Raw genomic sequence first — 22,492 nt, 5'->3', positions numbered from 1 at the left:
GCGTGAGTGTAATATTTATTTGTTATCATATTTATAAATAAGTGATGAGGAGGATTGTTATGGAACTATTGAAATTAGAATCCATTACAAAAGATTATGGAAATGGAAAAGGACTATTTAATTTTTCAATGAATTTGAATAAAGGCGAAATTGTAGGTCTAATAGGAATTAATGGTGCTGGGAAAACAACTTTATTAGACACAGTGTCTGGAAAAATTTTAGCAGATTCAGGAGAGATTTTTTATGAGGGGGAAAAATTAGGAATTGATTCTAAATGTAGAAAAAAATTTGGAATTTCTGTTAACCCTGGTTTTTATGATTATCTTAATACTTATGAAAATTTAAAAGCTATTTTATATTTAAACGGAATAAGTGATAAAAAGATTGTAAATGAGAAAATTAAAAGTGTTTTAAAAATAGTTGGTCTTGAAAATGTTGAGAACAAAAAAATAAAAGAATTTTCCTTTGGAATGAAACAAAGATTAGGATTTGCACAGGCAATACTGAATTCAGGATCAATTATGTTATTAGATGAACCATTTGTAGGTCTTGACGTCAATGGGAGAAATATGGTTAAAGAATATGTAAAAGATATGGTAGAAAAAAAGCAAATGGCAGTTGTGTTTTCGGATCATAATTTAGATGAAGTTAAAGCCTTGTGTAATAGGTTGGTTGTAATAAGAAATGGGAAAAAAATTTATGATGGGAATCTAGATATAAAGAGTTCAATAATAATAAAGGTTAGAGATAGTAGTGGAATTGATGACTCTATTGTTAAAAAAATTGATTCAACTACAGTTGAGGTTACAGAAAGAAATCTTAATGACAAAATAAAGAATATTACAAAAATAACAGAAATAACAAAAATTGAAAAGGTTATAAATCCCTTAGAAAAGATGTTAGAGGTGAATAATAATGTTGAAAATCATTAAATTTGAAATTGGTAAGCAGGTTAAAAGAAAAGAAAATTTAATTTTATTTTTTATGTTTTTAATGCCATTACTTTATTCAATAGGTGTGTACAGAAACTCAAATATTATTACTTACAATAGTAGTGAACTGGTTAATGGACTTTCTTTTGCAAAGGACATGTTTACTTTTATATATATGGCTTTTATTGTTTATATTATATTAGCAATAAATAGTTCAAATATATTAAGAGGAGAAATAGAAAATAATAGTATTAGTGTAATGCTCACAAGAATAAACAATAGAAGTAAAGTTTATAGAGCAAAATTATACGCTCAAATTATTTATTGGACAGTGATTACATGTTTATTTGTTTTATTTTCTATATTTTGCTATTACATTTTTATATCAAATTTAAAAATTGCAAGTGGTAGCATTGTAAGTAAAGACTGGATAAGTGATACTTTAATAATTATTTCATTATGGTCTTCATACATTTTTGTAATAAGTATGGTTCAAAGTTTGAGTATGAATTTTAAACCTTTTGTTTCTATAGGAATATTTATAATAGTTTTTATAATTTTAATGTACTTGAAAGAGTTTCCTAAAGTTCAATTGGTATCTCCATTTTATTATCTAAATAAAATTTTAGATAATTGGAATACAATTATTTTTGTTAAATATATGATAATTAACTGGGGACTAGTATTTTTATTTTCTTTTTTAGGAATTAAAAAATTCAAAAAAAGTGACCTATAAAAATATATATTTTATAAACTATTTAATAGTTAGAATAAAAAGATTGAGTCAAATTTCTTAAAGTGCCTATGATTTTAGGCACTTTTTCTATATCAGACTTTAGGAGGTGATAATATAATATTTTTAACAAAACATTTAATTTAAGATACAAATAATAGGACGGGGAGAGTATATCTTCATCGTCTTTTTTTATTGCAAGAAAGGAGTATTTTATGGAAAAACTAGAACAACTAAGACAAGAGTCAAAAGAAATAAAAGATAAAATAGATGATACAGAAGAAAGATTAAGGCAACTAAAAAATCAAGAAAATAAGATATTAAAACAAGACATAGTAAAAAGAAGAAAATAAAGAACTCATAGACTAATAACAAGAGGAGCAATCTTAGAAAGCCTTATAGAAATTGCAGAAGAACTAACAGATGAAGAAATAAAAATCCTACTAGAAGAAGGAACAAAGACAAAAGAATTCAAAGAAACACTAAAAATAATAAGAGAAAATTAGGAAAAATAAAATAATCAAATCTCCCTTAGATTTTCTAAGGGCGCAATTATACACCCTAAAGGGTGCTTGCGTCCTGCGGAGCCAAACCCTTGCAGGGAGCAACAACCATTCGCTTTGGGTCTGCCCCAGTCAATTATCTCCAACGAAAATTTATTTGAGTTGTAGAGATAATTAGGCGAGGGTATTAAAAGTCAAGGGTAAATAAACTCGCTAAGGCTCGCCCTTGACTTTTAAAATTTGAAATGAATAAAACAATTAAGCCGACTAACTGCCTGTACCCGTAAGGGTGAAACAACAAAAATTAATTCAGTAGTCGGCTTTTTTTAATTCTATCATTTCAAAACGCTCATTCACAAAGAGGATATAAAAATCTATTAAGCCTCCACCTAAAACAACAAAGAAAGGAAGTGATAAAAAATGTCAGACAGTTTTCATTTTTCAGTAAACATAATATCAAGAGGAAAAGGCAAAAGTGCAGCATATATAAGTGGAGAAAAAATAAAAAATGAATGGGACGGAGTAACCCATGACTACACCAAAAAACAAGGAGTAATTAGCAAAGAAATATTTTTGCCAGATCACGCACCAGAAGAATATAAAGACCGAAAAACCTTGTGGAACTCAGTAGAACTATTTGAGAAAAACTCTAATGCCCAACTTGCAAGAAACTTTATCATATCCCTACCAAAAGAGTTAAGCATAGAAGAAAATAAAAAGCTGATAGAAGAATATGTTCAAAACAATTTTGTAAAAGAGGGAATGATAGTAGACCTAGCAATCCATGATGAAAGTAGAGAGGGAAATCAAAACATTCATGCTCATATAATGACCATAGTAAGACCAATAAATGAAGATGGAACATGGGGGCAAAAAAGCAAAAAAGAATATATCCTAGATGAAAAAGGTGAAAAGATTTTAAACAAAAATGGAAAACCTAAGACAAGAAAAGTAGAACTAACAACCTGGAACGATAAAGGCAATGTAGAAAAATGGAGAGAAAATTTTTCTAATCTTTGTAACAAATATTTAGAAAGAGCAGGAGCAGAAAAAAGAGTAGACCATAGGAGTTTTAAAAGACAAGGCATAAAACAAATACCAACAATACATCTAGGAGCAAGTGCTAGTGCAATGGAAGAAAAGGAATAAGGACAGAAAAAGGAGATATAAATCGTGAAATAAAAAAACAGAATGAACTATTAAAAAACATAGGCAATGAAATAAAGAAAATAACATCATGGTTAGCAGGCTTCAAAGATAAGCTAAAAGAATCATACAAGGAATATAAAGACCAAAGTAAAAAGCAAATCGAAAATGAATCAGGACTCTTTAACCTTTATGAATATTTAAGCTTCTATCAAGAAATGCAAGAAAATAATAGAGCTGAATTATCATTTTATGGCAAAAGAAACAAAGCAATCTATGATCTAAAAAGATATGCAAGTGGAATAAATTATCTAAGAGAAAACAAAATAAAAACCATATCAGACCTACAAGGACATATGCGTTACAGTTTTTTAAAGCAAGTATAACGATTTGGTCATAACTATCACTAAGTGTTAGCGATATCGTTGAAGAGACTATCCTGCAAGCAAGCTTTTCACTTACCAAGATAGTGTTTGATAGAAAAGTGACGTAGATACCATATATGATACATTCCACCCGGATCAAGATGTCGATGTGATTTATTTAAAATTTTTCAATTATGCTCATAGTAATGCCGTAAATTAAAGAAGTTTTTTAGTTTTAACTTTCATAGAAATAATTTATAATGAGTTGTTGACAAAGTGTCACAAGGCAGGTAAAATAATCACACGGCAATTTGTCGCTTTAAAGCGAAATATATTATCAAACAAAGAAAGTTGGATTTATGAGACTTAGATACAAACCTTGGGCTATTCCTGAAATGGAAGAGAACGCCTATATTACTTTTGAACCGAAACAGTACGCTGGATCTTGGCACGCTCTCTTTGAGAACAATCATCCGATCTATGTGGAGATTGGCAGTGGTAAGGGCAAATTCTTGCAGACGATGAGTGAACGACATCCTGATACCAACTATGTAGGCATTGAAATGGATACGAATGCTTTTATCTATGCGGCAAGAAAGCTTAAAGAAGCGGGACATTTTAATGTACGAGGCATTGCGGGCAATGCCAATGCTATTGACGAGTATTTCGGTAAAGACGAGGTGGCAGGTATTTATATCAATTTCTGCAACCCGTGGCCCAAAAAACGGCATCATAAACGGCGCCTGACCCATCCGAGGTTTTTAGAAAAATATAAACAGATATTGCAACCGGGATCTTACATCGAGTTAAAAACTGATGATTTGGATTTTTTTGAAGCGTCTTTAGAGTATTTTAAAGATGAAGGATTTAGTTTGGAGGATTACACTTTCGATATGAAGACGGAAGACTATCCTGATGCCATTATCACTGAATACGAAAGTAAATGGCGGAGTCGAGGAATTCCGATAAAGTATGTCAAAGCGAGGTTATGATATGAAAAACGAATCAAAATTTAGTTCCAAGCTGGGATTTATTCTATCCGCAGTGGGTTCAGCCGTCGGTATGGCCAACGTGTGGGGCTTTCCATATAAGCTTCAACAAGGCGGTGGGGCTGCGTTTTTACTTATCTATCTCTTTTTTGTGGTAGTTTTCGGCTATGTAGCCCTCAGTGCGGAATTTGCTGTAGGGCGTCGTGCCGGCACGGGAACCCTTGGAGCTTATGAGGCGGTATGGTCTGAACGTGGTTTTACTACGATAGGTCGATTCATCGGATTTTTGCCGCTGATTGGATCGTTTTGCATTGCCATTGGCTATGCTGTCATTATCTCGTATATTACGAAGGCACTGTTTCAATCTTTGGATGGGACGCTGATGAACTTGAATTCCGAAGCGTGGTTCGGCGGATTTTCATCCACGGCCTTTTCTGTAGTACCTTTCCATCTTTTTATTGTGGTAGTGACCATCTTTACCTGCGTTAAAGGGGCCAGTTCTATTGAAAAGTCCAATCGGATTATGATGCCTGCTTTTTTCATTTTGTTTCTGATCCTGGCAGTGCGTGTGGCGTTGATTCCGGGTGCTTTCGAAGGTTACAAATTTATGCTGCAACCGGATTTTAGCGAGGCCATAAACGTCAATACCATCGTCACGGCGATGGGACAAGCCTTCTTTTCTCTGTCTGTTACAGGGAGTGGTATGATTGTCTGTGGTGCGTATCTAAACAGAAAAGAGGATATTGTCAGTGCGAGCAAACAAACAGCACTGTTTGATACCATTGCAGCCGCGGTGGCTGCTTTTGTCATGGTACCGGCTACTTTTGCCTATGGTATGGAACAAAGTGCCGGGCCGCAACTGCTTTTTGTCGTGCTGCCGAAAATTTTACAGGAAATTCCGGCAGGTCGTCTTTTCGCTGTGATTTTATATGTGGCGGTGATTTTTGGCGGCATTTCGTCGCTTCAAAATATGCTTGAAGTGGTGGCTGAATCATTGATGCACCGCTTTACGAATCTGAAACGAATTCCGACGTTGGTGGTCTTGGGATTATTGCTCTTCGGCATCGGTATTTTTATGGAGCCTATCTCCCAATGGGGGCCGTGGATGGATTTCGTGAGTATTTACATCATACCAATTGGTGCGACAATTGGAGCAATTACTTGGTTTTGGGTAATGAAGAAAGAAGATCTGCTCGATGAAATTAACATGGGTGCGGCAAGGCACTACGGCACCTTCTGGCACAATATCGGTCGTTTTGTCTATGTACCGTTTGCCATTCTCATTTGCGTCATTGCGTTGGTCTTTCGCATCGCTTTTTAAAATTTATTTGCAATTTAAAAAGGTCTTTAGCGTTGATTTCAACCTAAAGACCTTTTTAATGTGATTAATGATGTAACAATTTTTTTAGACGGCGCTTACGCTGCATGGAACCGATGGTAGTGCGAGCTTTCATGCGAGCGGAAATTCTCGCAATGTTTATAATATTTTTGGCAGGGATACGGCTTGGCTTTCCTTTTAACTTGTTTTGAAGGGCGAGTTTTGTGCCCAAGACTAATAATTTTTTAATCATAATCCACCTCTTAATATCTATACCACAAAAGAAGCGGCTTCACCCATATTTATAAAGTTGCCTAAATCAGTTATAATTCCAGTATGGAGATTATACAAAATAATAACAGAGAACGCGCTATTCTTGTGGGTACGGATTTAGGTGCTTACCCCAACTCCTTGGAGACATCCATTCACGAGCTGGAAGAGTTGGTGAAAGCGGCGGGGGGAGATGTGGTCGGCACAGTGACCCAACGCCTTGAGAAATACTCACCGAAATTTTTAATTGGCGCAGGTAAAATTAAAGAAATAAAAGCGTTGCTTGAACCTTTAGAGGCCAATGTCGTGATTTTTAACGACGAACTCTCCGGGATTCAGCTGCGTAATATAGAAGATGAACTCAAGGTAAAGATTTTGGATCGTACCAACCTTATCTTGGATATTTTTGCCATTCGTGCATCGACGTATGAGGCGAAGCTGCAAGTGGAATTGGCACAACTTGAATACCAATTGCCGCGGCTTTTAGGCATCGACGGATGGTCTAGAACCGGTGGCGGCATCGGCACTCGCGGTCCCGGGGAGCAGATTATAGAAACGGATCGGCGACGAATTTTAAGAGAGATTCATGCTATTAAGGAAAAACTGAAGAAGGCGGAGCGATCCCGTGCCACACAACGCCAACATCGTACCGGTAACGCCATTCCGGTAGTATCTCTTGTGGGGTATACCAATGCAGGCAAGTCCACATTGTTGAATCGTCTCAAAAGTTCAGATTCCAAAGAAGTCTTTGTGAAGAATATGCTTTTTGCTACATTGGATCCCAGCTCACGAAAGGCAAAACTGAAGAATGGGATGGACTTTATTATTTCCGATACGGTGGGGTTTGTTTCCAAACTGCCGACGAAGCTCGTTGAGGCTTTTAAGTCAACTCTTGAAGAAATTAAGTATTCGGATTTGATTCTTCATGTGATTGATGCATCCAGTACCGATTTGGAAATTCAGTATCAGACCACCATGTCCATTTTAGAAGACTTGCACGTGGATCGCAGTCGGATTTTAACGGTATTTAACAAAATGGACAGAGTGGACGAAGAGCTTTACATTGACCCGACTCACGGGGACAACCGCATCTACATTTCAGCTAAAAAAGATGCGTCGATGGATGTAGTATTGGAAGCCATTGAGACACATTTGCCGGAACGCTTTATTGATGTGCATTTAAAATTCGGCTATGCTGATCAACCTTTGCTCTCTGAACTGTTAAGCACGCACCATCATGAGACGCTGGATTATAAAGACGACGGGATCTACGTAGATGTGGTGCTAAAGGAATCGGAGCTTGCCCGTTATCAAAGGTTTGTCTATGTACCGTAGTATTTATCAATCGTCAGAAGGCCTCTATGAAGAAAAAAAATCACGATTTATCGCAAATCTCTTTTTTATAGAGGATGAAGAGGCAGCTCATGAAGCCCTTGCCACGGTGAAACGAGCACATCCGCAGGCACGTCATCACTGCAGTGCCTATATTATCGGTGAGGCGAAACTCATTCAGCGCTACAGCGACGACGGAGAGCCTTCAGGCACGGCGGGCATCCCCATTCTTGAAGTGTTGAAAAAAGAGGATTTGACCAATATACTTTGTGTGGTGACACGCTATTTTGGTGGCACTCTGCTCGGGGCAGGGGGTCTTGTGCGTGCTTATACTAAAGCGACAACCGATGCGCTGTCTAATAGTGTCATAGTGACTATGACGCCTATGGACTGCGTCAAGCTGACGTTTGATTACAGTATGCAAGGCACCATCATGTATTACCTCAATCAAAATGGGTATCAAGTTTTACGGGAAGATTACAGTGACATCGTGAGCCTTATCTTGCATGCAAAAGAAGGCAGTGGTAAACTGACTGAAGATATTTTGGAACTCACTTCGGCAAAAGGAACCCTTGAGGTGCTGGGATGTGATGTTCTGCCAGTAAAGGATGGGAAAATAATTTATGAACGCAAAACAGGAAATTGATCATATTGTAGATTGGATGCAGAGTGTGGCGCAGCAAGCCCATGCCAAGGGTTTTGTTTTAGGTATCAGTGGAGGTATTGATTCTGCTGTATGTGCAGCTCTTGCTAAAAGAGCATTTCCCGATGATACCCTTGGACTGATCATGCCGTGTGAAAGTATGGAACGGGATGAGCAGGATGCTCGTATCGTTGCTGAAGCTTTAAATCTGAATGTTGAAAAAGTGGATCTGACGGCATCGTTTAACGCACTGGTCGGTGCTGCTGGGGCTTTGAATCACGATATGGCACGCTCCAATATTAAACCGCGTCTTCGCATGACTACACTTTATTATTATGCTCAGGCCAAAGGATACCTGGTCCTAGGATGCTCCAACGCATCGGAATTCTATGTGGGTTATTACACCAAATACGGCGATTCCGGATCCGATTTAATGCCTATTGCATCGTATTTAAAGGATGAAGTCTATGAGTTGGCATGGGAGTTGGGTATTCCTGAGGCTATTATTAATAAAGCACCATCAGCCGGCCTGTGGGCTAATCAAACCGATGAAGTGGAAATGGGTTTTGACTACGATACTTTAAACGCTCACATTCGAGGGGAAAGGGTGGATGAAACCATTGCTGCAAAAATTGAGGCCATGCATGAACGGGCAGCGCACAAGCGTCAGTTTGCGCCGCGTTATGAGAGGTAATTATGACTTTTTATGATTTTATATTAAAAGATGGCGACGGATTTTATATCTCCACATCAAGCTACAAGGGCAATGTGGTTCTGGTGGTAAATACTGCTACGGAATGCGGCTTCACACCGCAGTACAAAGAGCTTCAGGCCATGTATCGCGACTTTCATGATCGGGGGTTTGAGATTATTGACATTCCTTCCAATCAGTTTAAAGGTCAGGCTCCAGGGACTAATAAAGAGATACAACAGTTTTGTGAGCTCACTTACCACACCGAGTTTCCTCAGCTGGCAAAGTCTGATGTGAATGGAGCACAGGAGTTACCATTGTACACCTTTTTGAAACAGCAAAAGGGATTTAAGGGTTTCGGCATTGGACCTAAGTCTTTGGCTATGGCAGGTCTTCTCAAAATGCAGGACCCGAATTATAAAAATAACGCAGATATCAAGTGGAACTTCACGAAATTTCTCGTGGACCGAGAAGGCAACGTCGTTGAGCGATTTGAGCCGACCATTCCTATGGACAAGGTTCGAGATGCTGTGGAAGCCCTATTATAAACTGTGAAAAAAATAAGCGCCCGAAGGTGCTTTGTAATAGGAGTTATTATGGAATTTAGACAAGCAAAGCCGGAAGATGTGGCGAGTTTAAATACGCTCTATCAGGAAGGCTCGCTGTATTTAAAAGCTCATGGCATCGACCAGTGGCAGCCTCCCCTCACACCACAGGTGGATGAACATGATACGCTTCACATGATTGTGTTAGTTGAGGGCACGGCAATTCTTGCTGCGGCGATGCTTTCGGACTATGATGCCGATTATGAGCGATATGACTTTTGGCAAGGCAACGCAGATTATATGGCGGTGCATAAAGTCGTGGCCGATAGTAAAGGCAAGGGGTACGGGAAAAAGCTTCTGGAGCATATTCTCGATATGGCAAAGGCACAACAAAAAAGTGTGCGTATCGATACGCACAGCGACAACGTTACAATGCGAGGACTTTTAGGTGCTATAGGATTTAAAACCCGAGGACCTATTGAATTGGAAGGCATTGGACCGCGCATTGCATTAGAAAAGTGACCCGAAGGTCACTTTTTTTTATATTTTAGTATACAGATGGTTGATCGGCTCTTTAGGATGAAGTTTATCTTTAAAAATCAAAGTAAAGATTAACCCTAAGCACGCGGCGGGTATGATCCAATAGAAAGTTTGAAGCATCTCAGGCAGTGCGGCGATAAAGTTCTCAATCAGTGTAACGCCTTCACCGGTGAGAAGCTTGGTGATTTCATTGACGGCAAGGACCAGTGCACCGACCACAGCTCCGATATGGGTGCTGGCATAATGGAAGGTCTCCGGAAAGAGATTGAGGAAGATGAGTGTCATGGCTACAGGATAGAGCATGGAAAGTACCGGTGCTGCAATAGCGACAATTTGATCCACGCCCATAATGGAAAAGTATCCGCTGATAAGCGAACTGAGAATGACCCACACCGAGTATTTAACTTTACCGCCGGTGAGGCGTTCAAAGAAGTCCGCCACGGTAGAGGTAAGACCGATAGAGGTGGTGAGACATGCAAGAGCCATGACCAGAGAAATGGCAATGGCACCGGCAGATCCTAAAAGTGTTTGGGCAGTATAGATGAGAAGCTGTACGCGGCTTAAGTCTTGCAATCCGAGGCCGGAAGTAGTGGCTCCAATGTAAGTGAGTCCCAAGTAGACTAAGCCTAGAGCTACTGCCGCAAAAATACCGCTTTTGGCAGTTAATGATGCGGCCTCATCACGGTCAGTGATTCCTTGGTTGTGGTAACCTTTTAAAACTAAAATGGTAAAGGCCAAAGCGGCAATCATGTCCATGGTTTGATACCCTTCCAGAAATCCGTAGCTGAAATCGCCGGAAAATTCTGTGGGTGCAATAGGTCCGAGCGGCGTAAGAAAACCTTTGATAATAAGTAGGGCGAGAAGGATTAAAAGTGCGGGAGTTAGAAATTTACCGATAACATCAATGACACCGCTGGGTCTAAAAATCAGAAATACCGTGATACCGAAGAATATTACAGACAAAACAACCGGACTGAGATTCGGTAAGAGTGAACCCTGAAGCACCTCAAAGGTTGTTGCAGCTGTTCGCGGGATGGCAATACCGGGTCCTATGGAAATCAAAATCAGTGCACCGAAAAGGGAGGCAAAAGGTGCTCCGAGTTTTCTTGCAACAGATTCGATGGTGCCGCCGGCTTTGATGGTGGAGATCAGACCGAGGAGCACCAGACCTGCACCGGTAATGACAAAACCTATAAATGCTTTAAAAAAATCGGCGCCGGTAGTCAAGCCCAAGGTCGGCGGAAAAATAAGATTGCCTGCACCGAAGAGCATGGAGAATAATGCCATGGCAGAGACAAGCATGATGTTTTTTTGTTTCATTTCATCAACTCCTTTTTTTATAATAGTTAGAATAATATCAAACCGGAGAAATTTTATCAATACTTAGAAGAATTGATGATAAAAAACTTTAAAGTGGTAAATAAAGTGATAAAAATCTTGACCTTTTTCTCAAGCTTCTTTGTGCTGATACCAATCGGATATGGAGATTCGCAGATACAGGTTGAATTATTTGAGTGTAGGGGCAAGATCTTTAGCGTGCACGAAAGTAGTGAAGTCGCGATATGATATGTGGTAGATAGCTACAGTCATAACGTGCCATGGATTATCCATGATCCGATGAATTTGCATTTGAATCAGGACATGAAAAGCCTTTTCGTTCTTTGTGAGCGGCAACGTCGATAGGGAAACATTTTAAATGCAACAGTCTTAGGATAAACCGAGGCTTCTCACTGGAATTTAGGCTACGTCTATCATATAATGAGGTTATTAAAAATACAGTAATGGAGTGAAGGAAATGACAAAAATGATTGAATTTACCGAAACGGTCCTGCGAGATGCCCATCAAAGTCTCATGGCAACACGGATGCGGACTGAAGATTTTGCAGGTGCTATCCAATTGTTGGATCAGGCAGGCTATCGAGCACTGGAATGTTGGGGTGGCGCAACCTTTGACTCATGTATTCGCTTCTTAAACGAAGATCCATGGGCTCGCCTTCGCTTTATTAAGTCCCATTTAAAAAATACCAAAACCCAAATGCTGCTTCGTGGGCAAAATATTTTAGGCTATAAAAACTATCCTGATGATGTGGTCGATAAGTTTATTGAGTTGTCGGTATCAAACGGTATTGACATCATTCGTATCTTTGATGCCTTAAACGATGTGAGAAACTTGGAGACCTCCATTACATCTACAAAACGCTATGGCGCAGAAGCGCAAGTGGCCATTTCGTATACGACCTCTGAAATCCATACTGTTGACTACTATGCCAAGTTAGTGGAACAGATGACGGAAATGGGGGCGGATTCTATTTGTGTAAAGGACATGGCGGGCATTTTGACGCCGTATAAAGCGTATGAATTAGTACAGGCTTTGAAGAAGCATACCAATTTGCCTATTGAAATGCATACTCACGAGACGACAGGCATGGGCTCCATGACCTATATGAAGTCTTTGGAAGCCGGTGCAGATATTATTGATACGGCTATTTCACCGTTTTCCGGCGGCACAGCGCAACCGTCAACAGAAACGCTGGCAGTTCTTGTCAAAGAAAGCGGCAACCAAACTCGATTAAATATGGCAGTCTTGGAAGAGCTGTCCAAATATTTCCAGGATGTAAAGAAAAAGTACATGGATGATGGCACGTTGCCTGCAAAAATGCTCTCTATCGATCCGAAAGGTCTGCTCTATCAAGTGCCCGGAGGGATGCTCTCCAACCTTTATTCACAGCTCTCCAATTTGAAAAAGTTGGATAAGTATGAAGAGGTGTTGGCCGAAGTGCCTCGTGTAAGGGCTGACTTGGGATTCCCGCCGCTAGTGACCCCGATGAGTCAAATGGTCGGCACCCAAGCTACCTTCAATATTATCTCAGGGGCAAGGTATAAGATGGTACCGAACGAGGTCAAAGATTATTTGAAAGGCCTTTACGGCAAGACACCGGTGCCTGTGGACGAAGCTTTTCGGCAATCTATTATCGGCGATGCGGAAGTTATCACAGACCGTCCGGCCAATCATTTGCAACCGGGTCTTCCAAAGTCTATTGAAGAAGTGGGAGATATTGCCCAGTCTCAGGAGGATATTTTAACGTATACGCTGTTCCCGGAAGTGGGGCGCAAATTCTTGGAATACAAGTATGGGTACACAGAATAAAGCAAGATAAAGAGACCTCAGGGTCTCTTTTTTATGAAATAATTTAGGAAGAGTTTTTGAAGTTGACAGTATATGTTATGATAACTTTATTAAAATTTAAGGGAGTGTAGTTATGACGAAGAATTTAGTTGTTGTCGAGTCACCAACTAAAGCTAAGACAATTAAAAAGATTTTGGGTCGAAACTACAAGGTTGTAGCGTCGGTTGGTCATATTCGTGACCTTCCCAAATCACGGCTGGGGATTGACATTGACGATGATTTTGAGCCAGAGTACATTAATATCCGGGGCAAAGGGCCACTGATTAAAGAGTTGAAAAAAGAGGCCAAGGCCAGTGACCGAATTTTACTCGCCACGGACCCTGATCGTGAAGGGGAGGCCATATCATGGCACTTGAGTCACATTTTAGGTCTGGACCCCAGTGCACCGATTCGCGTCACCTTTAATGAAATCACGCCGGATACGGTAAAGGCCAATGTGAAGACACCGCGAAGCATTGATAGAAATTTGGTGGATGCACAGCAGGCACGCCGAGTCTTGGATCGTTTGGCAGGATATAAAATTTCTCCTTTACTATGGAAGAAAGTAAAGAGCGGTCTTTCTGCAGGGCGGGTTCAATCTGTGGTGCTCAAGCTCATTTGTGACAGAGAAAAGGAAATTGACGCCTTCATACCGGAAGAGTATTGGAGTATTGATGCAGAGTTAAAGAAAAGCCGCAAGAAATTCGTCTCGAAATTTGTAGGTAAATGGAAGGACGGCAAGATTCACAAAGTTGATATGACGTCCAAGACAGCGGCTGACGAGGTCATAGCCTCCATTGATAGCGATCACTTTGTCATTCAAAAAATTAAAGAAGGCACACGATCTAAAAATGCCTATTTGCCTTTTACTACCTCTACGTTGCAGCAAGAAGCGTCAAGGAAGTTGGGCTTTTCCACGAGAAAGACCATGATGCTGGCACAAAATCTCTACGAAGGGATAAACTTGCCGGGGCAGGGCTCTGTGGGTCTGATCAGTTATATGCGTACAGACTCGGTGCGGATCTCCGATGTGGCCCTTAAAGAGATTGCATCCTTTATTGATCAACGTTTCGGTAGCAAGTATAAAAATATTCATCGGACGCATAAGGTGGGACAAAATGTACAGGATGCCCACGAATGTATTCGCCCTACAAGTATTATGCGTGAGCCGATTCAAATTAAAGACGCGCTGTCACGGGATCAATTTCGTCTTTACCAACTGATATGGAAGCGGACTGTTGCATCTCAAATGGCAGCGGCCAAGTACGCTACCATGAATATTGATATCTTAAGTAACGACAATGCTTTTCGTTCCAGCGGTTCTCAAATTAAATTTGACGGCTTTTTAAAAGTATGGGACTACAGTTCAGAAAAGGATAATATTCTTCCGGATTTGGACGAAGGTGAAGTGGTGAAGGCAGCGAAGCTGTTGCCGGAACAACACTTTACTCAAGCGCCGCCGCGGTATAATGAGGCGAGCCTCATCAAGTATTTGGAAGAACACGGGATCGGGCGTCCATCTACGTATTCGCCTATTATCACCACACTCTTGTCGCGTTATTATGTGGTTATCGACGAGAAAAAGTTGGTACCGACAGAGTTGGGCATTACTGTCAACGACTTACTCACTCAATACTTTGACGACATTATCAACGAAAACTTTACCGTCAATATGGAAAAAGAATTGGATAAAATCGCCGAAGGGGACGAGCCATGGAAAGCATCGGTGGCAGAGTTTTACAAGGTTTTACGTAAAGATCTGGATGTGGCGGAAACGTCGATAGAAAAAGTGGCCATCAAACCGGAAGTGACTGATGTGATCTGTGACAAATGCGGTCGCAACATGGTGATTAAATTCGGTCGTTACGGCAAGTTTCTCGCTTGTCCCGGATTTCCGGAGTGCCGCAATACCAAACCACTTATTGAAAAGATAGGCGTCGCGTGTCCAAAGTGCGGTGATGGACAAATTGTCGTCAAGCGGAGTAAAAAAGGACGTAAATTCTATGGATGCAGCCACTATCCGGAATGTGATTTTGTGACTTGGAACAAACCTATTGATCGCACCTGTCCAAAGTGCGGTGAAATTCTCACTGAGGCCAACTCACGCAAGGAGCATGGGATAAAATGCAGCAATCCGAATTGTGATTACCGAGAAAACACTGAGGGTTAATATGAAATTGACACGGGAACAATCGGAGCACTACAAGGCTGTGCCGATTAGCGAGACGTCATTTTATGTAGAGGCAGGCGATGCGAATGTCAAGAGTACTTTGAAGATGCTTTTTGGCAGTCATATCACTTTTGAAGAGGTGGATGAACACACTTTACAGATGAAGCGTGCTGTGGCATATCACATGGACAATAAACCGTTGCAGTTGAAGTTTAACGGTCCGATCACAAGAAAGGAGCGCCTCAGTTTTTCCAGCGAAGCGGAGAGTGCCGAAGCTTTAGATCAGATTGTCAGTTATGCCGTTGATATGGACGCCTCGGACATCCATTTTGATGCTTTGAGCGATGAGGTCGTTGTGCGTATTCGGGTGGACGGCATATTGCGGGATGTTGCGGTCATCGAAAAAGAGTACTTTAAATTCATGGCGACGCGAATTAAAATTCTTGCCCATCTAGACTATACTATTCGCAACCACGCCTTAGACGGACGCTTTAGCTTCACATATCACGACCAGGCAGTCGACATCCGTGTGGCGATTACGCCGACGGCTTTCGGCGAAAAGATTGTGCTTCGGATCTTGGATCGCTCTCATGTGGACTTTACCTTGGATGGCATTGGACTCGGGGCGGAGGAACAACAAATAGTGAAGCGACTTCTGCATCAACCAAGCGGTCTGATTCTCGTCTGCGGACCGACCGGTTCCGGTAAGAGCTCCACACTGTATACTTTACTTAAAGCGCTTTACAATCGAACCACCAATATTATGACGATTGAAGATCCGGTGGAGTATAAAATTGAAGGCATTAATCAGATTGAAATTGCACCGGAGCTTGGACGGAGTTTTAATACGGGATTAAAAAGTATTTTGCGCTTGGATCCTGACAAAATTATGGTGGGTGAAATCCGAGATGCCGAAACGGCACAAACGGCTCTTCGTGCAGCTATCACCGGGCATTTAGTCTTTTCGACGCTTCACGTATCCGATTCACCCTCTGCGATCTATCGTTTAAGGGACATGGGGATCGAGCCGTATCTTTTGGCGGCAGGCTTGGTGGGGGTGATTTCTCAGCGTCTTGTTCGCAAACTCTGTAGCTGTAAGGTGGCGACGCAAAGTTATGTGGAGCTTTTTGACAAGACGATGACCCATTTTGAACCGACAGGTTGTGACTTGTGCCATGATGGCTATCGAGGGCGGCAAGCCGTCTTTGAACTTTTGGTTCTCAATGATGCATTGAGAGAAAAAATGGTTCAGCCTATGAGCTTGGCAGAGTTTCGCAAGGCTGCAGCCGGTCAAACGGTGACACTCAAACAAAGTCTGGAGACGTTAGTGACACGAGGTGTCACATCCGTTGAAGAAGTGTATAAAAATATTCTGACTTTGTGATCACAAGATGGAGAAGCTCAATCGAAAGATTGGGCTTTTTTGTATTGAGTCATCAGTAAGAAAAACTTTTAAATCGCTAAAAACAGCGATATAATTACACTATCAAAAGATGAATTACAGTGAAAATGAGGTTGGTATGATTTTTAACTATTCCGGCTTTTTAGAAGGTAAGCGAGTGGAAGGGACGCTGGAAGCGTCGTCGCTCGAAGACTGTGAAAAGATGCTCTTAGCTCAAGGATACCGCATTGTGGCTATTGATGAGCAAGGCGGTTGGGATCTGAGTCATGTCATAAGTCGCTTCAGACCGGGGGAGCTTGCCTATATTTTTTATCAGCTCCACATTTTACTTGCTGCCGGGATTCCTGCTGTAGAAGCTCTCAGTATGGTGAGTCGGACGCTAAGGGGAAAGAAGGCGGAGCTTTTTAGAAAGATTGATGCAGATCTGATTGCAGGGTGCAGTTTGTCCGCAGGGTTTGCGGCAACTCGTGCCTTTGAACCCATTGTGGCGACACTCCTTGAAGTCGGCGAAGCTTCGGAGAATCTATCCTTTGTCATGGCGCAGCTTTCGACGTACTACCATGATCGGGAATCGCTAACAAAACAAATGGCTTCCGTCCTGGTCTATCCGGTCCTTCTGATCTTTGTTACGGTGTTTGTCATCAATTTTGTAGTCTTAGGTGTGATGCCCGGTTTTGAAGAGCTCTTCACTCAAGCTGGAGTGAGTCTGCCATGGATGACACGAGTGCTTTTACATATTTCGCGTTTCGTGAGTGCGTACAAGTGGATACTTCTTGGCGTATTTATCGTTGTCATTGCCGTTGGAATGTTCTATGTCCGTTCAAAGGCAGGGCGGCGCACCGTGGAGCGGTGGCTTATGCACGTTAAACTCTATCGCGATATCAAGCGTTCCGATGTGTTAACTATGCTGGCATTTTTAGTGCGTTCTAAAGTACAGCTGCAGGATGCGCTCTATATTGTAGAGGAAGCTGTGCCCCAGGAACAGTTGAAAACTGATCTTCGTCAGGCTCGTAAGGCACTCTATGGCGGCACACCGCTGTCCGAATCCTTGCGGTGCTCAATGTATTTTGATGCCATGACCATTATGCTGTTTGAAGTAGCGGAGTCATCAGCTAATTTTGAAACGATTTTAAATGCCCTTCACGACAACACTAAGCGTGCCATTGAAATGCAGACCAGGATTTTCCTATCAGTCTTTGAGCCTGTTGTCATTATTTTGCTTGCTATTTTCGTTGGATTTGTCATTTTTGCTGTCGCCATGCCAATGTTTGACATCGTGAATTACGTCTCTTGGAGGTAAAGTATGAAAAAGAAAAAGGGATTTACGCTTATTGAGCTTGTTATTGTCATTGCCATTTTGTTGGTCTTAGTCACCATTGCCATTCCGCGTTTTACTAAATCTCACCTCAATGCACAAGCTGCCGCGCACAATATCAACGTGAAAGAACTGCGCAATGCCGGTGTGATGTATCAGATAGAGCATCCTGATCACACCGGTGCCATTGATGCCACAGCCTTAGGTGAGTACATTGAAGGGGACGTACCACAGCCGGCTAAAGGTCTTGGGGACAATTTTACCGTATCTGTCGGGACCAATGGCGAAGTCACCGTATCACCGGGGGAAGTTGAAGTGAGCGGAGATCAACTTCAAGCTGTACAGTGAAACTTTTAATTTTTCTTCTCGGGGCAGTGCTGACTTCCGGAGTGATCTGTTTTGGTGAGGCCTTGGCTGACGGTGCCTTGCGTCATTTTCTTACAGGTCGTTCCCGTTGCAGTCATTGTCAAGCCGAGTTAAGTCCTTGGGAGCTCATACCCATTGTCAGTTTCGTGTTACTGAAAGGACGATGCCGCCACTGTCATTCTAAGATCGAACCGATGTACTTTGGTTTTGAATGCTTGGGCGGCTTGCTTTTTGTGCTGTGCTATCAACGCTTCGGTTTGAGTTTTGCCTCGGGTTTAAATGCGTTTCGGATCGTATTGCTTTTGGCGATTAGCTTTTTGGATTTTCGGGATATGAACGTACCGTCTGTACTGCTTTACGCCTTTGTTATCACAGTGCTTCCGAATTTTGCCCTACACAAGGTACCTTTTATGGTTGTAGTAGGTGGGGTGGTGTATCTTTTTGCTGCGAAGGGCTGGATGGGCAGCGGCGATGTGTGGTTGGCGAGCGGGGGCATGGTACTTGTGCATTCCTGGCGGGACGTGCTGAGATTCGTCCAGGTCACCTATATTTCTGCAGCGCTTTATGCGGTGGCGTTATTGCTTGTAAAAAAGCGTGAGAGGAAGGACGCTATGGCTTTTCTCCCGTTTATTGCCCTTGGGATTGTTGAGGTACTTTTACATGGATAATTTTATTGTATATGACGGAGCCATTCATCGAGTAGGTCACGAGTCGTTGACTTTACCTCTCGGACTGATCGAACAAGGCGTTATCGTCGAGCCTATGGAACTGACGTATCTTTTGAAAAAGACATGGGGTGACGAGGTGAAACAGGGACGTCTCTTTCTCGATAGTCCTCAATTTATCGACTATACTATCGAGCGAGATGAGGTGGAAGATAAAGATGTAGCGTCATATGTTTACTACGAGCTTAAACGCCTTGTCCCTGTAGATCTTGAGGACTATGTGTACAGCTTTGATGCAGACCGTGAGATTCGGGCTTTGCTTCTTCGTCGAGATATCTTTGAGGAGTTTACTAAAGTTTTTTCTCAGGCGGGGATTGAACTCATAGGGTTTTACAGCTTGGCTCATGCGGTCTTGGAACCGTATATCAATGTTTCAGCCGGTCATGTGGATCACAGCGACGGCCGTCTTCGCGCACACACCACACCGGAATGTGTGCAATATTTAAAAACTCAGAACTTGACTGTGTCGGATGCGTCACGGATTTTAAACGGGCAGTTTGTGGCCGCAGATGAGGATATTCTGAAGGACGTTAAAGGACGGCTCCAGATATTTCAGGAGGGAAAATGGTCTTTTTTAAGACCGCTTCTCCATGAGACGACGTACATCCTCATGGGTGATATGACCGAGGTGATGTCGTTGCCTGGGCGGCCGCTTCAAAGTTCGGATCTTCAATGCCGTCTTAATTTGAAGCCGGTGGCAACAAAGAAAAGATCGCTTCTACCGCTGTGGATCTTGACTTTTTTAGTTATCAATCTAGGTATCTTTTTCTTTTTGTCTGCTCAACGCCGCGCGATGGAATCGGAACCGATTCCTACTTATGCGAGTGAAACCCCTCAGAAAGTGTCGCCTCAAGAATTGTTTGAAGGTTATGTAAAATACTTTGAAGGAAAAGCTTCAGATGGTATACTTATAGAGGAGTATCGCTATCAAAGCAGGTCGATGCATTTGAGGGGATGGGCCATCTCTTCTGAGGTGCTACAAACTATTTTGGATCAGGATTCGAAAATTACCCTGGTGAGCACCGAGCTGCGGAATAATCAACTCCGTTTTGAATTGGAAATAAGGTTAGATAATGAAACTAGGTAAGCTTACAGACAGTGAACTTCAATCTTATATCTTTACACATATCCATCATCGCAGAGATGAGGTGCTCTTAAGCTCCGGTGTCGGCATTGATACCGGTGTGCTGGATTTGGGTGAACACTTGGCGGTGCTTTCCATTGATCCCATTACAGGATCTGAATCGGAGCTTGGAAGCCTCGCCATCAATGTCTCAGCCAATGACGTGGCCAGTGAAGGGGCAGAACCTGTCGGTGTATTGTTGAGCGTTTTAGCACCGCCGACTGCCACCTTGGAGGCATTGGAAAGTATTATGATCCAGGCAGATGAACAGGCAGCGCGTTTACATCTCGAAATTATCGGAGGCCATACGGAAGTTACCGATGCTGTCAATCGCATCGTTGTGACATCCATGGTTATTGGCAAGCTCAGACGCGATCACCTTATGGATCCCAAGGCCATTGAGCCGGGGGATGTGGTGTGTGTATCAAAAGAAATTGCTATTGAAGGCACGATGATACTTAAGGATTTAAAGCCGATCACTCTCACTGCCGAGGAGATGCAAGCGGCAGAAGGGCTCGCTTCAAAACTTTCTGTTGTGAAGGAAGCTGCGTCGGCGATGGCGTGTGGCGTCAAGTTTATGCACGACATTACAGAAGGCGGGGTCTACGGTGCTCTCATTGAAACCGCCCACAGTATTGACAAAGCGCTTCGCATTGAGAAAGCGTGCATTCCCATAGGCAGCCTTCAGCGGCGTATCGCCGAGGCCTATGAGATTGATCCATACCGCCTGATTTCAAGTGGGAGTATGGTGATGATTTTCAGTAAAGACGACTTTAAACGCCTGCGCTCTGAGGTGGCAATTACCGCTATTGGCACGGTGGAAGAGGGCAGTGGTGTGACGCTCATCAGTGATGAAGGGAGTCTCCATCTCACCGAGACGACCACTGACGAACTTTACCGGGCGCTACAGAGTCCAAATTTGGAGGAAAAACATGAAAATTAAAGCGGTATTACTTGCCTTCGGATTGAGCATGCTTTTATCTACGGTGAGTTATGCAAAGACCTTTACGGTTACGATTAATGATACGTCTACGAAGGTCAACAGTGTCACCGTCAAGGTGAATGACAGCAGCTTGAACACGGCTTACGACGCGTATGTACTGGGTGGGCGAACTTTTGTACCTATTCGCGAAATTTCAGAGAAGCTGGGATCTACAGTGAACTGGGACAATGCCACGAAGTCTGCGACCATTATAAGCGGATCTGACGAAGTCAAACTGCAGATCGGTTCAACGGTAGTCTATGTCAACGGGCAAAAAAATACGATCTCGGAAGATTCCATTCCGCAGTTTGCACAGTATGTGAAACCTGATTATGCTACGAAGACCATGGTTCCTCTTCGATTTTTATCGGAAGCTTTAGGTTACACGGTGAGCTGGGATCAAGCGTCTCAAACCGCCAGTGTCGACCAATTTAAAACGGCAGCTATTGCTCATGACGCAGTGGCGGCTGAAAAGTCCAATAATGGGGCTGCAACCACGGTAGACAAAGAAGTTATTGAACCGAAAGACTCTGACGGATACCGGTCGCTCAATGAGCTGAAACAACGGGAACGGGCTTCGGATAAAGAGTTGGAAGTGCCTGAGCAAACGCGGCGCACCATTTCTGAAACCATTGAGAAACAAGGTGCTGTCACCGTAGTGGTGGATCCGGGTCATGGCGGCAAGGATCCCGGTACAAATAACGACAGTGTAAAAGAAAAAGAACTGAATTTAAAAGTGGCAAAGCTTTTAAAACCCAAACTTCAAAGTCTGGGATATGAAGTGCTGATGACTCGGGACTCCGATGAGTATCTGACCTTGCTTGAACGTGCGGAGGTCGCCAACGAGAACGATGCTGAGATCTTTGTATCCATTCACTTTAACTATTCTACAAATTCGGATGCGTCGGGGATTGAAACTTTTTATGCGGATGAAAAGACCGTCGGTATTAAAGCTCATGTTCAAAAATATTTGGCCGATGCCATTCAAAAGGAACTCATTCGTGTGACCGGCGCTAATAACAGAGGTGTGAAAAACGGCTCCAGCTATGTCGTGCTCAACAAGACAAAGACGGTAGCGGCATTGACTGAGTTGGGTTTCGTGTCCAATGCCGATGAGGCTCGCCGCTTTGAAGATGAAGCCTATTTAAATGATTTGGCCACAGCCATTGCAAACGGCATCGAAAATTACGTGGCAAAGTATGTAAAGTGAGTTTAAAAAGAGGTCCCGGACCTCTT

20 protein-coding genes and 2 pseudogenes are annotated in these 22,492 nt (G+C 42.3%); 20 read left to right on the top strand and 2 right to left on the bottom strand.

All coding sequences use genetic code 11. From position 1 onward, the window contains the following. The first annotated feature begins 59 nt into the window (after positions 1–59). The 6 genes and pseudogenes from O6R05_RS04630 to O6R05_RS04605 all read left to right on the top strand — a co-directional run bounded on the left by O6R05_RS04630 (position 60) and on the right by O6R05_RS04605 (position 5,989). Positions 60–932: an ABC transporter ATP-binding protein gene (locus O6R05_RS04630; RefSeq protein WP_271190830.1), complete on the top strand. Its 873-nt coding sequence runs from the start codon at positions 60–62 to the stop codon at positions 930–932. Continuing rightward, positions 916–1,668: a hypothetical protein gene (locus O6R05_RS04625; protein ID WP_271190829.1), complete on the top strand. Its 753-nt coding sequence runs from the start codon at positions 916–918 to the stop codon at positions 1,666–1,668. Before O6R05_RS04630 ends, O6R05_RS04625 begins: the two co-directional genes overlap by 17 nt. A 212-nt stretch (positions 1,669–1,880) precedes the next feature. Then, a pseudogene (locus O6R05_RS04620) lies at positions 1,881–2,171 on the top strand (DUF3847 domain-containing protein). Positions 2,172–2,588: 417 nt separating this feature from the next. Beyond that, positions 2,589–3,667: pseudogene (gene mobQ, locus O6R05_RS04615) on the top strand (MobQ family relaxase); the annotation flags it as partial. A 371-nt stretch (positions 3,668–4,038) separates the two neighbouring features. Continuing rightward, positions 4,039–4,671: a tRNA (guanosine(46)-N7)-methyltransferase TrmB gene (gene trmB / locus O6R05_RS04610; protein ID WP_271190828.1), complete on the top strand. Its 633-nt coding sequence runs from the start codon at positions 4,039–4,041 to the stop codon at positions 4,669–4,671. A 1-nt stretch (position 4,672) separates the two neighbouring features. Next, positions 4,673–5,989 carry a sodium-dependent transporter gene (locus tag O6R05_RS04605; protein WP_271190827.1) on the top strand — a complete coding sequence of 439 codons (1,317 nt, stop codon included), beginning with the start codon at positions 4,673–4,675 and terminating at the stop codon, positions 5,987–5,989. A 64-nt stretch (positions 5,990–6,053) separates the two neighbouring features. On the opposite strand, the gene O6R05_RS04600 is transcribed toward O6R05_RS04605, so the two are convergent. Continuing rightward, positions 6,054–6,239, bottom strand: a complete 186-nt coding sequence (locus O6R05_RS04600) for a hypothetical protein (RefSeq protein WP_271190826.1) — start codon at positions 6,237–6,239, stop codon at positions 6,054–6,056. 83 nt (positions 6,240–6,322) lie between these two features. Here O6R05_RS04600 and hflX point away from each other — a divergent pair, with 83 nt between their 5' ends. Genes hflX through O6R05_RS04575 form a run of 5 tightly spaced genes read left to right on the top strand, consistent with a single transcriptional unit; the run spans position 6,323 to position 9,989 of the window. Beyond that, the gene (hflX, locus tag O6R05_RS04595; RefSeq protein WP_271190825.1) at positions 6,323–7,591 is read left to right on the top strand and encodes a GTPase HflX; all 1,269 of its coding nucleotides are present in this window, start codon (positions 6,323–6,325) and stop codon (positions 7,589–7,591) included. Then, positions 7,581–8,234: a YigZ family protein gene (locus O6R05_RS04590; protein ID WP_271190824.1), complete on the top strand. Its 654-nt coding sequence runs from the start codon at positions 7,581–7,583 to the stop codon at positions 8,232–8,234. Before hflX ends, O6R05_RS04590 begins: the two co-directional genes overlap by 11 nt. Further along, positions 8,212–8,925, top strand: coding sequence for an NAD(+) synthase (gene nadE, locus O6R05_RS04585; RefSeq protein WP_271190823.1), 714 nt, complete (start codon positions 8,212–8,214; stop codon positions 8,923–8,925). Before O6R05_RS04590 ends, nadE begins: the two co-directional genes overlap by 23 nt. A 2-nt stretch (positions 8,926–8,927) precedes the next feature. Continuing rightward, a complete protein-coding gene (locus tag O6R05_RS04580; protein ID WP_390904726.1) occupies positions 8,928–9,470 on the top strand; it encodes a glutathione peroxidase in 543 nt (180 codons plus the stop codon). A 48-nt stretch (positions 9,471–9,518) separates the two neighbouring features. Then, positions 9,519–9,989 carry a GNAT family N-acetyltransferase gene (locus tag O6R05_RS04575; RefSeq protein WP_271190822.1) on the top strand — a complete coding sequence of 157 codons (471 nt, stop codon included), beginning with the start codon at positions 9,519–9,521 and terminating at the stop codon, positions 9,987–9,989. Positions 9,990–10,007: 18 nt separating this feature from the next. Here O6R05_RS04575 and brnQ read toward each other — a convergent pair whose 3' ends face one another. Further along, the gene (gene brnQ / locus O6R05_RS04570; protein WP_271190821.1) at positions 10,008–11,327 is read right to left on the bottom strand and encodes a branched-chain amino acid transport system II carrier protein; all 1,320 of its coding nucleotides are present in this window, start codon (positions 11,325–11,327) and stop codon (positions 10,008–10,010) included. Between the two features lie 475 nt (positions 11,328–11,802). Here brnQ and O6R05_RS04565 point away from each other — a divergent pair, with 475 nt between their 5' ends. From O6R05_RS04565 to O6R05_RS04525, 9 genes are all read left to right on the top strand, one after another. Further along, on the top strand, positions 11,803–13,155 hold the full coding sequence (locus O6R05_RS04565) for an oxaloacetate decarboxylase subunit alpha (protein ID WP_271190820.1): 1,353 nt from the start codon (positions 11,803–11,805) through the stop codon (positions 13,153–13,155). A gap of 112 nt (positions 13,156–13,267) precedes the next feature. Then, positions 13,268–15,343, top strand: a complete 2,076-nt coding sequence (topA, locus tag O6R05_RS04560; protein ID WP_271190819.1) for a type I DNA topoisomerase — start codon at positions 13,268–13,270, stop codon at positions 15,341–15,343. Position 15,344: 1 nt separating this feature from the next. Continuing rightward, entirely contained in the window at positions 15,345–16,727 is a 1,383-nt protein-coding gene (locus O6R05_RS04555; RefSeq protein ID WP_271190818.1) for a GspE/PulE family protein, read from the top strand. Positions 16,728–16,863: 136 nt separating this feature from the next. After that, positions 16,864–18,045 carry a type II secretion system F family protein gene (locus O6R05_RS04550; RefSeq protein ID WP_271190817.1) on the top strand — a complete coding sequence of 394 codons (1,182 nt, stop codon included), beginning with the start codon at positions 16,864–16,866 and terminating at the stop codon, positions 18,043–18,045. Between the two features lie 3 nt (positions 18,046–18,048). After that, complete coding sequence (locus O6R05_RS04545) at positions 18,049–18,408, top strand: competence type IV pilus major pilin ComGC (RefSeq protein ID WP_271190816.1); 360 nt, start codon at positions 18,049–18,051, stop codon at positions 18,406–18,408. Then, a complete protein-coding gene (locus tag O6R05_RS04540; RefSeq protein ID WP_271190815.1) occupies positions 18,405–19,094 on the top strand; it encodes a prepilin peptidase in 690 nt (229 codons plus the stop codon). The genes O6R05_RS04545 and O6R05_RS04540 overlap by 4 nt, the downstream gene beginning before the upstream one ends. Then, entirely contained in the window at positions 19,087–20,238 is a 1,152-nt protein-coding gene (locus O6R05_RS04535) for a type IV pilus biogenesis protein PilM (RefSeq protein WP_271190814.1), read from the top strand. Before O6R05_RS04540 ends, O6R05_RS04535 begins: the two co-directional genes overlap by 8 nt. After that, entirely contained in the window at positions 20,225–21,217 is a 993-nt protein-coding gene (locus O6R05_RS04530) for an AIR synthase related protein (protein WP_271190813.1), read from the top strand. The genes O6R05_RS04535 and O6R05_RS04530 overlap by 14 nt, the downstream gene beginning before the upstream one ends. Further along, on the top strand, positions 21,207–22,466 hold the full coding sequence (locus O6R05_RS04525) for an N-acetylmuramoyl-L-alanine amidase (RefSeq protein WP_271190812.1): 1,260 nt from the start codon (positions 21,207–21,209) through the stop codon (positions 22,464–22,466). Before O6R05_RS04530 ends, O6R05_RS04525 begins: the two co-directional genes overlap by 11 nt. Positions 22,467–22,492 lie beyond the last annotated feature (26 nt).

Source organism: Peptoniphilus equinus (assembly GCF_027921445.1).
In the GTDB taxonomy this organism is placed as follows: Bacteria; Bacillota; Clostridia; order Tissierellales; family Peptoniphilaceae; genus Peptoniphilus; species Peptoniphilus equinus.
The sequence above is the reverse complement of the archived record's forward strand: the minus strand, read 5'-3'. Positions and strand labels throughout refer to the sequence as shown.

Excerpts from the sequence above, each read along its gene's own strand:
- O6R05_RS04605 (WP_271190827.1), top strand. The coding sequence starts at position 4,673 with ATGAAAAACGAATCAAAATTTAGTTCCAAGCTGGGATTTATTCTATCC.
- O6R05_RS04545 (WP_271190816.1), top strand. The coding sequence starts at position 18,049 with ATGAAAAAGAAAAAGGGATTTACGCTTATTGAGCTTGTTATTGTCATT.
- O6R05_RS04590 (WP_271190824.1), top strand. The coding sequence starts at position 7,581 with ATGTACCGTAGTATTTATCAATCGTCAGAAGGCCTCTATGAAGAAAAA.
- brnQ (WP_271190821.1), bottom strand. The coding sequence starts at position 11,327 with ATGAAACAAAAAAACATCATGCTTGTCTCTGCCATGGCATTATTCTCC.
- O6R05_RS04555 (WP_271190818.1), top strand. The coding sequence starts at position 15,345 with ATGAAATTGACACGGGAACAATCGGAGCACTACAAGGCTGTGCCGATT.
- O6R05_RS04625 (WP_271190829.1), top strand. The coding sequence starts at position 916 with ATGTTGAAAATCATTAAATTTGAAATTGGTAAGCAGGTTAAAAGAAAA.
- topA (WP_271190819.1), top strand. The coding sequence starts at position 13,268 with ATGACGAAGAATTTAGTTGTTGTCGAGTCACCAACTAAAGCTAAGACA.
- O6R05_RS04575 (WP_271190822.1), top strand. The coding sequence starts at position 9,519 with ATGGAATTTAGACAAGCAAAGCCGGAAGATGTGGCGAGTTTAAATACG.
- O6R05_RS04630 (WP_271190830.1), top strand. The coding sequence starts at position 60 with ATGGAACTATTGAAATTAGAATCCATTACAAAAGATTATGGAAATGGA.
- O6R05_RS04525 (WP_271190812.1), top strand. The coding sequence starts at position 21,207 with ATGAAAATTAAAGCGGTATTACTTGCCTTCGGATTGAGCATGCTTTTA.
- O6R05_RS04550 (WP_271190817.1), top strand. The coding sequence starts at position 16,864 with ATGATTTTTAACTATTCCGGCTTTTTAGAAGGTAAGCGAGTGGAAGGG.
- nadE (WP_271190823.1), top strand. The coding sequence starts at position 8,212 with ATGAACGCAAAACAGGAAATTGATCATATTGTAGATTGGATGCAGAGT.
- O6R05_RS04535 (WP_271190814.1), top strand. The coding sequence starts at position 19,087 with ATGGATAATTTTATTGTATATGACGGAGCCATTCATCGAGTAGGTCAC.
- hflX (WP_271190825.1), top strand. The coding sequence starts at position 6,323 with ATGGAGATTATACAAAATAATAACAGAGAACGCGCTATTCTTGTGGGT.
- O6R05_RS04600 (WP_271190826.1), bottom strand. The coding sequence starts at position 6,239 with ATGATTAAAAAATTATTAGTCTTGGGCACAAAACTCGCCCTTCAAAAC.
- O6R05_RS04530 (WP_271190813.1), top strand. The coding sequence starts at position 20,225 with ATGAAACTAGGTAAGCTTACAGACAGTGAACTTCAATCTTATATCTTT.
- O6R05_RS04580 (WP_390904726.1), top strand. The coding sequence starts at position 8,928 with ATGACTTTTTATGATTTTATATTAAAAGATGGCGACGGATTTTATATC.
- trmB (WP_271190828.1), top strand. The coding sequence starts at position 4,039 with ATGAGACTTAGATACAAACCTTGGGCTATTCCTGAAATGGAAGAGAAC.
- O6R05_RS04565 (WP_271190820.1), top strand. The coding sequence starts at position 11,803 with ATGACAAAAATGATTGAATTTACCGAAACGGTCCTGCGAGATGCCCAT.